14 protein-coding genes are annotated in these 12,106 nt (G+C 71.2%); 6 read left to right on the top strand and 8 right to left on the bottom strand.

The features are described 5' to 3' along the window. Positions 1–40: 40 nt before the first annotated feature. Positions 41–1,711, bottom strand: coding sequence for an arginine--tRNA ligase (gene argS, locus ACWDY5_RS02765; protein ID WP_449720647.1), 1,671 nt, complete (start codon positions 1,709–1,711; stop codon positions 41–43). Between the two features lie 188 nt (positions 1,712–1,899). Here argS and ACWDY5_RS02760 point away from each other — a divergent pair, with 188 nt between their 5' ends. The 5 genes from ACWDY5_RS02760 to ACWDY5_RS02740 all read left to right on the top strand — a co-directional run bounded on the left by ACWDY5_RS02760 (position 1,900) and on the right by ACWDY5_RS02740 (position 7,044). Continuing rightward, the gene (locus ACWDY5_RS02760) at positions 1,900–2,742 is read left to right on the top strand and encodes a DUF3105 domain-containing protein (RefSeq protein ID WP_449720646.1); all 843 of its coding nucleotides are present in this window, start codon (positions 1,900–1,902) and stop codon (positions 2,740–2,742) included. Then, positions 2,735–3,478, top strand: a complete 744-nt coding sequence (locus ACWDY5_RS02755; RefSeq protein WP_449720645.1) for a DUF305 domain-containing protein — start codon at positions 2,735–2,737, stop codon at positions 3,476–3,478. Before ACWDY5_RS02760 ends, ACWDY5_RS02755 begins: the two co-directional genes overlap by 8 nt. 77 nt (positions 3,479–3,555) lie before the next feature. Continuing rightward, the gene (locus tag ACWDY5_RS02750; RefSeq protein WP_449720644.1) at positions 3,556–5,469 is read left to right on the top strand and encodes an acyl-CoA dehydrogenase family protein; all 1,914 of its coding nucleotides are present in this window, start codon (positions 3,556–3,558) and stop codon (positions 5,467–5,469) included. Positions 5,470–5,531: 62 nt separating this feature from the next. Next, entirely contained in the window at positions 5,532–5,999 is a 468-nt protein-coding gene (bcp, locus tag ACWDY5_RS02745; protein ID WP_449720643.1) for a thioredoxin-dependent thiol peroxidase, read from the top strand. Positions 6,000–6,123: 124 nt separating this feature from the next. Continuing rightward, on the top strand, positions 6,124–7,044 hold the full coding sequence (locus ACWDY5_RS02740) for a serine hydrolase (protein WP_449720642.1): 921 nt from the start codon (positions 6,124–6,126) through the stop codon (positions 7,042–7,044). On the opposite strand, the gene rdgB is transcribed toward ACWDY5_RS02740, so the two are convergent. The 3 genes from rdgB to ACWDY5_RS02725 are packed head-to-tail and all read right to left on the bottom strand — an operon-like array spanning position 7,041 to position 8,696. Beyond that, positions 7,041–7,652 (bottom strand): RdgB/HAM1 family non-canonical purine NTP pyrophosphatase, encoded by a 612-nt coding sequence (rdgB, locus tag ACWDY5_RS02735; protein WP_449720641.1) that lies wholly within the window; start codon positions 7,650–7,652, stop codon positions 7,041–7,043. The two genes, ACWDY5_RS02740 and rdgB, sit on opposite strands and share 4 nt — an antisense overlap. After that, positions 7,649–8,407 carry a ribonuclease PH gene (gene rph, locus ACWDY5_RS02730; RefSeq protein ID WP_283661294.1) on the bottom strand — a complete coding sequence of 253 codons (759 nt, stop codon included), beginning with the start codon at positions 8,405–8,407 and terminating at the stop codon, positions 7,649–7,651. The genes rdgB and rph overlap by 4 nt, the downstream gene beginning before the upstream one ends. Before the next feature lie 13 nt (positions 8,408–8,420). Continuing rightward, positions 8,421–8,696, bottom strand: coding sequence for a zinc ribbon domain-containing protein (locus ACWDY5_RS02725; protein ID WP_449720640.1), 276 nt, complete (start codon positions 8,694–8,696; stop codon positions 8,421–8,423). Positions 8,697–8,809: 113 nt separating this feature from the next. Here ACWDY5_RS02725 and ACWDY5_RS02720 point away from each other — a divergent pair, with 113 nt between their 5' ends. Further along, positions 8,810–9,295, top strand: a complete 486-nt coding sequence (locus tag ACWDY5_RS02720) for a DUF2231 domain-containing protein (protein WP_449720639.1) — start codon at positions 8,810–8,812, stop codon at positions 9,293–9,295. A 7-nt stretch (positions 9,296–9,302) separates the two neighbouring features. Here ACWDY5_RS02720 and ACWDY5_RS02715 read toward each other — a convergent pair whose 3' ends face one another. The 4 genes from ACWDY5_RS02715 to ACWDY5_RS02700 are packed head-to-tail and all read right to left on the bottom strand — an operon-like array spanning position 9,303 to position 12,074. Then, entirely contained in the window at positions 9,303–10,082 is a 780-nt protein-coding gene (locus ACWDY5_RS02715) for an MBL fold metallo-hydrolase (RefSeq protein WP_449720638.1), read from the bottom strand. Between the two features lie 4 nt (positions 10,083–10,086). After that, positions 10,087–10,908, bottom strand: a complete 822-nt coding sequence (murI, locus tag ACWDY5_RS02710; RefSeq protein ID WP_449720637.1) for a glutamate racemase — start codon at positions 10,906–10,908, stop codon at positions 10,087–10,089. Between the two features lie 7 nt (positions 10,909–10,915). Beyond that, positions 10,916–11,548, bottom strand: a complete 633-nt coding sequence (locus tag ACWDY5_RS02705) for a rhomboid family intramembrane serine protease (RefSeq protein ID WP_449720636.1) — start codon at positions 11,546–11,548, stop codon at positions 10,916–10,918. Between the two features lie 10 nt (positions 11,549–11,558). Next, positions 11,559–12,074 carry a winged helix-turn-helix transcriptional regulator gene (locus ACWDY5_RS02700; RefSeq protein ID WP_449720635.1) on the bottom strand — a complete coding sequence of 172 codons (516 nt, stop codon included), beginning with the start codon at positions 12,072–12,074 and terminating at the stop codon, positions 11,559–11,561. Positions 12,075–12,106 lie beyond the last annotated feature (32 nt).

Genomic DNA, 12,106 nt, shown 5'->3' with positions numbered 1-12,106 from the left:
ACACACCGCCCGCGCGGCCGTCCGGCGGCATAGACCCTGGTCACATCCGCTCGGGCGCGCTCACGCCCAGCAGGCCCAGCCCGTTGGCCAGTACCTGGCGGGTGGCCGCGCAGAGCAACAGGCGCGCGGTGGTCAGCGCGGTCGGCTCCTCGTCACCCTGCGGCAGCACCCGGCAGTTGTCGTAGAACTTGTGGTAGGAGCTGGCCAGCTCCTCCAGGTAGCGGGCCACCCGGTGCGGTTCGCGCAGCTCGGCGGCGGAGGCGAGCACCTTCGGGAAGTCGCCGATGGTGCGGATCAGCTTGCCTTCCTTCTCGTGCGCGAGCAGCCCGAGCAGCTCGGAGGTGATCTCGGCCGCGGCGGGCACGGTGATGCCCAGGTCAGCGGCGTTGCGGGCGAGCGAGGAGAGCCGGGCGTGCGCGTACTGGACGTAGAACACCGGGTTCTCGTTGGTGGTCTTGGTCCACAGGTCCAGGTCGATCTCCAGGGTGGAGTCCACCGAGGAGCGGATCAGCGCGTACCGGGCCGAGTCCACGCCGATGGCCTCGACCAGGTCGTTGAGCGTGATCACGTTGCCCGCGCGCTTGCTCATCCGGACCGGCACGCCGTCCTTGACCAGGTGCACGATCTGGCCGATGAGCACCTCGACGCAGTTCGGGTCGTCGCCGAAGGCGGCCGCGGCGGCGCGCAGCCTGCCGATGTAACCGTGGTGGTCCGCGCCGAGCATGTAGATCAGCCGGTCGAAGCCGCGGGTGCGCTTGTTCCGGAAGTAGGCGATGTCCGCGGCGATGTAGGCGGCCTCGCCGTTGCCCTTCATGACGACGCGGTCCTTGTCGTCGCCGTAGTCGGTGGAGCGCAGCCACCAGGCCCCTGCCTCCTTGTACAGGTGGCCCGACTTCTTGAGCACCTCCAGCGCGGTCTGCACCTCGCCGGAGCTGTGCAGCGACTTCTCGCTGAAGTAGACGTCGAACTCGGTGCGGAACTCGTGCAGGGTCTGCTTGATCAACCCGAGCATCAGCTCGATGCCGAGGTCGCGGAACCTGGCGTCCCGCTCGTCCTCGGCCAGCGAGAGCACGTCCGGCTCCTGCTTGACGATCTTCGTGGCCACATCGGTGATCCAGTCGCCCGCATAGCCGTCCTCGGGCACCGGCTCGCCCTTGGCCACCGCGACCAGGGACTTGGTCAGCCTGCCGATCTGGGCGCCGGCGTCGTTGATGTAGAACTCGCGGGTGATCTCGCCGCCACCGGCCGCGAGCACCCGGCCGAGCGCGTCGCCGACCGCGGCCCAGCGAGCGTGGCCCAGGTGCATCGGGCCGGTCGGGTTGGCCGAGACGAACTCCAGGTTAATCTTCTGCCCGGTCAGCGCGGAGCCGCGGCCGAATGCCTCGCCCGCGGTCAGCACGTCCTTGACCAGCTGGCCCTGCGCGTCCGCGGCCAGTCGCAGGTTCACGAAGCCGGGGCCGGCGATCTCGGCGGCGGTGATGCCGTCCTGGGTGGCCAGCGCCTTGGCCAGCTCCTCGGCCAGCTCGCGCGGGACCACGCCGAGCTTCTTGCCGATCTGCAGCGCGAGGTTGGTGGCGTAGTCGCCGTGCTCGGGGTTTCTGGGTCGCTCCACCGTGACCGCCGCGGGCAGCACCGCGGTGTCCAGCCCGCGCGCGGTGAGCACGTCGTGGGCGACGGAACGGACCAGGTCAGCCAAGGCAGCAGGAGTCACGGCTCGTAGTCTATGGCGGCCTCGATACCCGTTCGACCTTGTATCCAACTGTATGAGGTTTCGGAAGTAATGCTGGGTAGCCAGCCTTGCGCCGGAAGCTTCCCCCAAAGAGCTGACTCGCACCTGACAGCCGATCCTTACACTGACGCGCGGTAACCCGTACGGCGTGAGACAGGGGCCGGGCAGACATGGTCAGCGGTAAGAGCAGCAAGAACGCGCGGGCGAGCGCCCCGCGCGTGCCGATCGCGATGAAGAAGCCCAAGCCTTGGGGCACGATCGCCGCCGTGCTCGCGGTGCTGGTCTTCGCGGGCGGTGTGTTCGGCTACGCCTACGTGCAGAACGCCGACCAGGCGGCGAAGCAGGCCGCGCTGGCCGAGTACACGCCCTCGGAGTCCAACCAGGACCCCACGGAGAAGATCCAGGGCGTGCTCAAGCAGAAGTACGAGGCGGGCAAGCACGTGCCTGCCACGCAGCGGGTGGCCTACGACCACTACCCGCCCATCGGCGGGCCGCACGACGAGGTGTGGGCGACCTGCACCGGCGTGGTGTACCCGAACCCGGTGCGCAACGAGAACATGGTGCACTCCATGGAGCACGGCGCGGTCTGGATCGCCTACAACCCCGACCAGGTCAAGGGCGGCGACCTGGACAAGCTGAAGCAGCGCGCGCAGGGCCAGCAGTTCACCATGATGTCCCCGTACCCCGGCCTGGACAAGCCGATCTCGCTGCAGGGCTGGGGCCGTCAGCTGAAGCTGGACAGCGCCGACGACCAGCGGATCGACCAGTTCATCTCCGCGGTGCGCCGCAACCAGTACATCTACCCGGAGATCGGCGCGACCTGCGCCACCAACGCCTTCGACCCGGACAACGCGCCGCCGTTCGTGGCGGAGAAGCCGGGCCCGGACGCGGTGCCGATGGACGGTGGCACCAAGGCCCCTGACGAGCAGACCGGCGGCCAGCCCGGTGGGCAGCCCGGTCAGCCCGGCGGCCAGAACCCGCCGAGCAGCCAGAACCCGCCGCCCGGTGGCTGAGTCGGACCCCCGGATCGTGGACGAGACGGACCCGGCGGAGACCGAGCAGGTCTCCGGCCGGGCTCCGTCCCGCGCGATGCGGATCCTGGTGGCCACCGCCGCGGTGCTGGCGATCCTGATGCTCGGCGCGGCGGGCGGTCTGCTGATCAACCTGCCCAAGCCGTCCGCGGACAGCTCCACGCCGCCGCTGGACGGGCCGGACACCGGCTTCGCCCAGGACATGTCCGTGCACCACCTGCAGGCGGTGGAGATGGCCGCGATGGTGCCCGACCGCAGCGAGGACCGGCTGATCCGGGAGCTGGCCTTCGACATCCAGAGCACCCAGCTGGAGCAGGTCGGCCGGATGAAGGGCTGGCTGGCGCTGTGGGGGCATCCTGAGCAGTCGCCGACCGGCAAGTACATGGAGTGGATGAAGGACGCCCCTCCCGGGCACGGGCACGCGCCGGTGCAACCCGGCCAGTCCGTCGGCACCTACACGATGCCGGGCATGGCCAACCAGGAGGAGATGTCCAAGCTGCGCAAGCTCAGGGGCGTGGAGTTCGAGGTGTACTTCCTCCAGCTCATGCGGCGGCACCACATCGGCGGCGCGGAGATGGCCAACTACGGCCGCAAGAACGCCAGGCTCGCGGTGGTGCGCAACCTGGCGGAGAACATCCTCAAGGCCCAGCACTCCGAGCTGGACGTGCTTGACCGCCGGCTGGTCGAACGCAACGCCGAACCCCTGCCGCCGAACTGACGGGTCACCCGAGCGGCGACCTGCGCGCATTACCCGTCGGTAGTACCGTCGGGTAATCCGACGGCAGGGGGTCAGCGATGACCGCAGTGGATCCAGCCCGCACGACCGAGCGCGAGGCCCGTCAGGTAGCGGAGCAGGCGCGCGAGACGCAGTGGCGCAAGCCCAGCTTCGGCAAGGAGCTGTTCCTCGGGCGGCTACGCCTGGAACTGATCCATCCGCATCCGCGGGGTGACGAGGTGACCCGGCGCCGCGGCGAGGAGTTCCTCGCCCGGCTGCGGGAGTTCTGCGAGAACAAGATCGACGGCGCGCGGATCGAGCGCGAGGCCAAGATCCCGGACGAGGTCTTCGACGGCCTGCGCCGCATCGGCGCGCTGGGCATGAAGATCGACCCGGAGTACGGCGGCCTCGGGCTGTCCCAGGTGTACTACAACAAGGCGCTGATGCTGGTCGGGTCGGTCAGCCCGGCCATCGGCGCGCTGCTCTCCGCGCACCAGTCCATCGGGGTGCCGCAGCCGCTCAAGCAGTTCGGCACGCCGGAGCAGAAGCAGAAGTACCTGCCGCGCTGCGCCAGCACCGACATCAGCGCCTTCCTGCTCACCGAGCCGGACGTGGGCAGCGACCCGGCCCGGCTGGGCACCACCGCGGTGCCCACCGAGGACGGGCACTACCTGCTCGACGGCGTGAAGCTGTGGACCACCAACGGCGTGGTGGCCGACCTGCTGGTGGTGATGGCCAGGGTGCCCCGCTCCGAGGGCCACCGCGGCGGGATCACCGCGTTCGTGGTGGAGGGCAACGCCGAGGGCGTCACGGTGGAGAACCGCAACGCGTTCATGGGCCTGCGCGGGCTGGAGAACGGCGTGACCCGGTTCCACCAGGTCAAGGTGCCCGCGGAGAACCGGATCGGCGAGGAGGGGCAGGGCCTCAAGATCGCGTTGACCACGCTGAACACCGGCAGGCTCTCGCTGCCCGCGATGTGCGCCGGCGCGGCCAAGTGGTGCCTGAAGATCGCCCGCGAGTGGTCGGCGGAGCGGGTGCAGTGGGGCCGTCCGGTCGGCGAGCACGAGGCGGTCTCCAGCAAGATCGCCTTCATCGCGGCCACCGCGTTCGCGCTGGAGGCGGTGCTGGACCTGTCCAGCGAGATGGCCGACGAGGAGCGCAACGACATCCGGATCGAGGCCGCGCTGGCCAAGCTCTACGGCTCGGAGATGGCCTGGCTGGTCGCCGACGAGCTGGTGCAGATCCGCGGCGGCCGGGGTTATGAGACCGCCGAGTCGCTGGCCGCCCGCGGCGAGCGCGGCATCCCGGCCGAGCAGATCCTGCGCGACCTGCGGATCAACCGGATCTTCGAGGGCTCCACCGAGATCATGCACCTGCTGATCGCGCGCGAGGCGGTGGACGCGCACCTGTCGGTGGCAGGCGACATCATCGACCCGGAGGCCGACACCGGCCGCAAGGTCAAAGCGGCCGCGCGGGCCGGGGCGTTCTACGCGAAGTGGCTGCCCACGCTGGCCGTCGGCAAGGGCCAGCTGCCCAGCAGCTTCACCGAGTTCGGGCCGTTGGCCGGGCACCTGCGGTTCGTGGAGCGGGCCAGCCGCAAGCTGGCCAGGCAGACCTTCTACGCGATGTCCCGCTGGCAGGGCAAGATGGAGCGCAAGCAGGCGTTCCTCGGCCGGATCGTGGACATCGGCGCGGAGCTGTTCGCCATCAGCGCCACCTGCGTGCGCGCCCAGTGGCTGGACACGCCGGCCGCCCGCGACCTGGCGGAGGCCTTCTGCCGCCAGGCCAGGGTGCGGGTGGAGGAGCTGTTCACCCGGCTGTGGACCAACACCGACGACACCGACTCCCGCCTGGCCCGCCAGGTGATGGCAGGCGAGCACACCTGGGTGGAGGAGGGCATCCTCGACCCGTCCCTGCCTGGCGCCTGGATCGCCGAAGCCACCCCCGGCCCGTCCCGCGCCGACAACGTCCACCGCCACCCAGGCCAGACCTGACCCCAGCCCCGTGCCGGCCGCCCGCGCGCGGGGTGTCGGGGTGATCCTCTAGCGTCGCGGTCATGACCGAACGCCTTTCCCCCGGCGACCCCGCGCCCGGGTTCACCCTGCCCGACGCCGACGGCAAGCCCGTCTCGCTGGCGGACTTCCGAGGGCAGCACGTGATCGTCTACTTCTACCCGGCCGCGGGCACCCCCGGCTGCAGCAAGCAGGCCTGCGACTTCCGGGACAGCCTGGCCGAGCTCAACGGCGCGGGTTACACCGTGCTGGGCATCTCCCCTGACAAGCCGGCCAAGCTGGCCAAGGTCCGGGACGAGCAGGAGCTGACCTTCCCGCTGCTGTCGGACCCGGAGCGCGCGGTGCTCACCGCCTGGGGCGCCTTCGGCGAGAAGATGATGTACGGCAAGACCGTCACCGGGGTGATCCGCTCCACCTTCGTGGTGGACCCGGACGGCAAGATCGCCACCGCGCAGTACAACGTGCGCGCCACCGGGCACGTGGCCAAGCTGCGCAGGGACCTCGGCGTCTGAACGGGAACTGAAGATTTCCCCTGCGGTGCAACCGGATCCGACCGGCCGCGCCTACGCCGAACCCACCGGGAAAGTTGCCTGATCACTAGGCCAACTTCGTTGCGGGGCTTCGCGTAAACGGGTCGTGAAGAACTCCGTGGGGGCGATGGCCAGCGTGTTCGTGGTGTGCGCTGCCGGTCTGCTGTCGATCCATCTGCTCGGTGAGGCCGGTCCGTCCGGGCCGCCGGAGGCAACCAACCAGGCGAACATGACCACGGTGGTGCTGCCGCCCAGCGACGCGCCCGGCCCGGAACCGACCGAGGTGGTGAAGCCGGGTCCGCCGACCAAACCCAAGCAGGACAAGGTGTCCGCCACCGAGCTGGGCAACGCGGTGAACCGGGCGGTGCGCGCGGGCGGCAGCGCCACCGGGGTCGGCCTGCTGGTGCTGGAGGCCGACGGCTGGCGGGAGCTGGCCAGCGTGGACCCGGATCGGCAGTTCCGCTCGGCCTCGCTGGTGAAGCTGCTGATCGCGGTGGACGCGCTGCAGTCCGGCACGTCCACCGGCGCCGACCTGCGCACCATGCTCTCGTCCAGCCACGACGGCATCGCCAGCGAGCTGTGGGTGCGGCTGGGCGGCAACACCATGGTGCAGCGCCAGGCCAGGCGGATGGGCCTGAGCCGGACCCTGCCGCCACTGGACCCGATGCACTGGGGCGACACCAAGGTCAGCGCGCGCGATGTGGCCAAGATGTACCGGCACATCCTGACCGAGCTGCCCAAGGCGCACCGCGAGCTGATCATGGGCGCGCTGGCCGCCGCGCCGAAGATCGCCGCGGACCGGTTCGACCAGCACTTCGGCATCCCGTACGGGCTGCCCGAGGTGCAGTGGGCGATCAAACAGGGCTGGGCGACCGGCCGCGCAGGCACCGACCTGCACACCAGCGGGGTGCTGGCCGAGGGCACCAGGGTGGTGGTGCTGCTGAGCACGCACTCCCCCGGCACCAGCTACGCCCGCGCCGCCAAGTCACTCACCACGGGTGCGGGCGAGCTGGCTGGTCTGTTCTAGGAACGCTGCTCAGCCAGCGCGCGCAGGTGCGGCAGCAGCAGGCGAAGGGCGCGGCCGCGGTGCGAGTCCGCGTCCTTCTCCGCAGGCGTCATCTCCGCCGAGGTCCTGGTCTCGCCCTCGGGCACGAAGATCGGGTCGTAGCCGAAGCCGTTGGCGCCGCGCATCGCGCGCAGCAGCGTGCCGCGCCATTCCCCGCGCACCACCACCGGCTCCGCGCCGGGCACGGCGAGCGCGACCACGGCCACGAACGCGGCGCCGCGGCGCTCGTCCGGCACGTCGCCGAGCTGGCCGAGCAGCAGCTCCAGGTTGCCGAGGTCGTCGCCGTGCTTGCCGGACCAGCGGGCGGAGAGCACGCCGGGCATGCCGTTGAGCGCGTCCACCGCGATGCCCGAGTCGTCGGCGATCGAGGGCAGGCCGGTCGCGGCGGCCGCGTCCACGGCCTTGGCGATGGCGTTCTCCTCGAAGGTGGCCCCGGTCTCGGGGGCCTCCGGGAACTCGGGGACCTCGTCAAGGCCGAGGACCTCGATGCCGTCGAGCCGCTCGGCGGCCACGATCCGCCGCAGCTCGCCCAGCTTCTTGGCGTTGCGGCTGGCCAGCAGGACCCTCATGCCTTCTTGCCCTCGGGCAGCGTGCCGGGGTAGGGCAGCGCGAGCGCCTCGGCCTGCAGGCGGCACAGGTCGGCCACCCCGGCCAGGGCCAGGTCGAGCATCTTGTCCAGGGTGGAGCGGGCGAAGGTGGCGCCCTCGCCGGTGCCCTGCACCTCGACCAGGGTGCCCGCGTCGGTGGCCACCACGTTCATGTCCACCTCGGCCCGCGAGTCCTCCTCATACGGCAGGTCCAGCCGCACCCGGCCGTCCACCACGCCCACGCTGACCGCGGCGATCTGGCAGGACAGCGGCTTGGGGTCGGCGAGCTTGCCCGCCGCGCCGAGCCAGGTGACCGCGTCGGCCAGCGCCACGTAGGCGCCGGTGATCGCCGCGGTGCGGGTGCCGCCGTCGGCCTGGATGACATCGCAGTCGATCACGATGGTGTTCTCGCCGAGCGCGGAGAGGTCGATGCAGGTGCGCAGCGACCGGCCGATCAGACGGCTGATCTCGTGCGTGCGCCCGCCGACCCGGCCCTTGATGGACTCCCGGTCGCTGCGGCTGTGCGTGGCCGAGGGCAGCATGGCGTACTCGGCGGTCACCCAGCCCAGCCCGGAGCCGGAGCGCCACCGGGGCACCCCCTCGGACACACTGGCCGCGCACAGCACGCGGGTCTTGCCGAACTCCACCAGCACCGAGCCGGCGGGCCAGTCCTGGTAGCCCCTGGTGATCTTGATATCCCGCAGGGCCTCGTCGCTTCTGCCATCGATGCGCACCACGCGGCTAGCCTAGTCACCCAGTTGAACCGCCCTGGCACGGCCGTCGTATGGAGTGGACGTGACTCCTCCGCCGGCCGATGTTGAGCGCGCCGACAACGTTCGCGCTGGCCGCGTATCCGCACCGAACGCACATGAACGCGGACCGGGATCGCCGACTGTCGCCGGAGACGTGGCGACAGTTCGGACAGCGGCGGGATGGGTCAGCCTTGCGCGCCGTTGGCGTCGGATTTGCCCGTGCAGAGCGGCCAGCCGGGCGAGGCTCTTGCGGCTGCCAGGCCAGGCTTGCCACCCAAGCGGGTGATCAACGAACGCGTGATCAGCTGGATTCCTACGCTGATGTGGTCCGCTGCCCAACGCAGGTTCTCCTGTCGCGTGCGGAAACAGTTCCCCTGAGAGGTGCCCATGAACCTGCCGACCGTCGACGGCCTGCCGCTGCACCCGCTGATCGTGCACGCCGTGGTCGTCCTGCTGCCGCTGGCCGCCCTGTGCGCCCTGCTGATCGCGCTCCGCCCGGTCTGGCGGCGGCGCTTCGGCTGGCCGGTGCTCGCGCTGACCGTGGCCGGGGTGGCCGCGGTGCCGGTCGCGCAGGTGAGCGGTGAGCAGTTGCAGGGTGCGCTGGGGGTGGCCAACCCGTTGATCCAGCGGCACGCGGACCTCGGCGGGGAACTGCTGCCGTACGCGCTGGCCTTCGGCGTGCTCATGGTCGCCTTCCTGCTGGCAGGCCGGAAGGCGGACCAGGAGACCTCCGGCGGCCCGGCGACCTGGCGGCGGGTGGCGGTGGTGGCCGCCGTGCTGGTCGCCGTGGCCGGGGTGGCGAGCACGGTGCAGGTGGTGCGGATCGGGCACAGCGGCTCCACCGCGGTGTGGAACGGGGTTGGTGGCCAGTAGCGCCGGGTCAGCAGCCCACGGTGTAGGAGGCGCCGGGGAAGGCCAGGTCGACCGGTCCGGCGAAGGCGGTGGCGGCCTCCTCGGCCATCTGCTCCCGGTTCGCCCACGGCGGCACGTGCGTGACCACCAGCCTGCGCACCCCGGCCACCGCCGCCAACTGCCCGGCCTCCAGTCCGGACAGGTGCAGGTCGGGTGGGTGTGCCTCGGGCTCGTGCGGCCAGCAGGCCTCGGCCAGCAGCAGGTCCGCCGAGTCGGCCAGCTTGCGCAGCGCCTCGCAGGGACCGGAGTCGCCGGTGTAGGCCAGCGTCCTGCCACCGGCGGCGAGCCGGAAACCGAAGGCCTCACAGGGATGCGCGACCTGTTCGGTGGTCAGCTCGAACGGTCCGATGTGGACGGTGCCGGGGGTCAGCCGGTGGAACTCGTAGACATCGCTGAGGTCCGTCTCGGCCCGTTCGGCGGCGCTGGGCGCGTACGCCGCGGCCAGCCGGGTGGCCGCCTCGCTGGGCGCGTACACCGGCAGCCGCCTGGCCCTGGTGTCGTAGGGCGGGGCCGGGTGGTACCTGCGGAGCACGGTCAGCGCGGCGAAATCCGCGCAGTGGTCCGGATGCAGGTGGGAGAGCACCAGCGCGTCCACGCCGAACGGGTCGCCATGCCGCTGGAGCGCCCCCAGCACCCCATTGCCAAGATCGAGGAGCACACGGAACCCGTCGGACTCCACCAGGTAACCGGAAGCCGGCGAGTCAGCGCTGGGCAGGCTGCCGGAACAGCCGAGAACGGTCAGTAGCACCGGATCAGCCTGGCATGGCAGACGATCTCGGAACAGCGCCCGTCATGACGGTACCCAGCTGCGGGCCGAGGAAGCGGCGGGCCAGTTTCGCGAACGGTTCGGCCGGGCCGGTGGCGGTGAAGGAATGGGCCAGCTCCGGGCTGTCCGGGTCGCGCAGCAGGTCCGCCTCGGTGAGCACCTTGACCACGTCCTTGGCGGTCTCCTCCGCGCTGGAGACCAGGGTCACCGCATCGCCCATGGCCAGCTGGATCACGCCGGTGAGCAGCGGGTAGTGCGTGCAGCCCAGCACCACGGTGTCGACTTCGGCCCGCTGCAACGGTTCCAGGTAGGACTGGGCCAGGCCGAGCACCTGGCGGCCGGAGGTGATGCCGCGTTCCACGAAGTCCACGAACCGGGGGCAGGCCACACTGGTCACGGTGAGGTCGGGGGCGGCGGCGAAGGCGTCCTCGTAGGCCCTGGAGGTGATGGTCGCCTTGGTGCCGATCACGCCGATCCGGCCGGTGTGCGTGGTGGCCACCGCGCGGCGCACCGCGGGCCGCAGCACCTCCACCACCGGGATGTCGTAGCGTTCCCGCGCGTCGTGCAGGCAGGCCGCCGTCGCCGTGTTGCACGCGATGACCAGCAGCTTCACCCCGCTGTCCACCAGCGAGTCGGTGATGGCCAGCGAGTGGCGGCGCACCTCGGCAATGGACAGCGGGCCGTAGGGCCCGTTGCCGGTGTCGCCGACGTAGCGCAGCCGCTCGGCCGGTAGCTGGTCCAGCATCGCGCGGGCCACGGTCAGCCCGCCGACGCCCGAGTCGAAGATGCCGATCGGCGCGGTGCTCACGCCTCGATCATGCCCCGGGGCCGCTCCCGGCGGGACGGCGGCTCGCCTTGCCGGTCAGCCAGCCCGCGACCACGCCGGCCACCGCGCCGAAGAGGTGGCCCTGCCAGGACACGCCCGGCGTGCCGGGCAGCACGCCCCAGAGCAGGTAGCCGTAGATGAAGAACAGCACCACGGCCAGCAGGATCGGTCCCGCGCGGCGCGCGAAGATGCCGCGCACCAGCAGGAAGGTCAGCCAGCCGAAGATCAGGCCGGAGGCGCCGAGGTGGATCGAGCCGGACTCCCCGGTCAGCCAGGTGCCCAGGCCGCCCACGATCCAGATGGTGGCGGTGACCGCGACGAACTGGCGCAGGCCGCCGGCGAAGCTGAGGAAGCCGAGCACCAGCAGCGGCACCGTGTTCGCGGCCAGGTGGTCCCAGCCCAGGTGCAGCAGCGGGGCCCACAGCACGCCGTCCAGGCCGGACCACTCGCGCGGCACGATGCCGCCGAAGTCCAGCGCGTGCCCGGAGAACGCGTCCACGAGCTCCAGCAGGTACAGCAGTGCGGCGAAGCCGAGGATGACGAGGGCGGCCTGTTTGGGCCGCGCCGGGAAGATCCGGCCCGAGTCGTCGCGCGGTGACGTTGGCACTGGTAGCGGCTGCACAAGATCGAGGCTACTGGCCTTTCGCGCCGCTCACCTCGGGGTTGTCCCTGAGTTCGAGCATGGCGGCGTGCAGCGGGCTTGGATCGCGCGGCGGGCGGCGGTGCGGATGCGCGCCCGGACCGGCCACCGCGAGCACCTCGTCCGGCGCGGGTTCCGCCCCGCAGTGCGCGCAGCGGGCGTGCACGTGCACCGGGCCGCCGCAGTCCTGGTGCTCGTAGAGGACCGGCGGGCCCTGCGGCGCGGCCCAGCGGTCGCCCCACTCGGTCAGCGCGATGAGCACCGTGGCGAGCTCGCGACCCTTCTCGGTGAGCAGGTACTCCCGGCCCTCGCGCCGCTGCATCAGCCCGTCGGCGACGAACCCGTCCAGCCGCTTGGCCAGGATGTTCGGCGCCACACCGAGCCTGCGCTCGAAGTCGGAGAACCGGGTCATGCCGGCGAAGACCGCGTTGCGGATGATCAGCAGGCTCCACCGCTCGCCGATCAGCTCCAGCGCGCGGGCCGCTGAGCAGTTCTCGCGTTCATACATCCGACCGAGCACAAGCTGGATGATCCGGTTTC

The organism is Crossiella sp. NPDC003009, assembly GCF_053591555.1.
The sequence above is the reverse complement of the archived record's forward strand: the minus strand, read 5'-3'. Positions and strand labels throughout refer to the sequence as shown.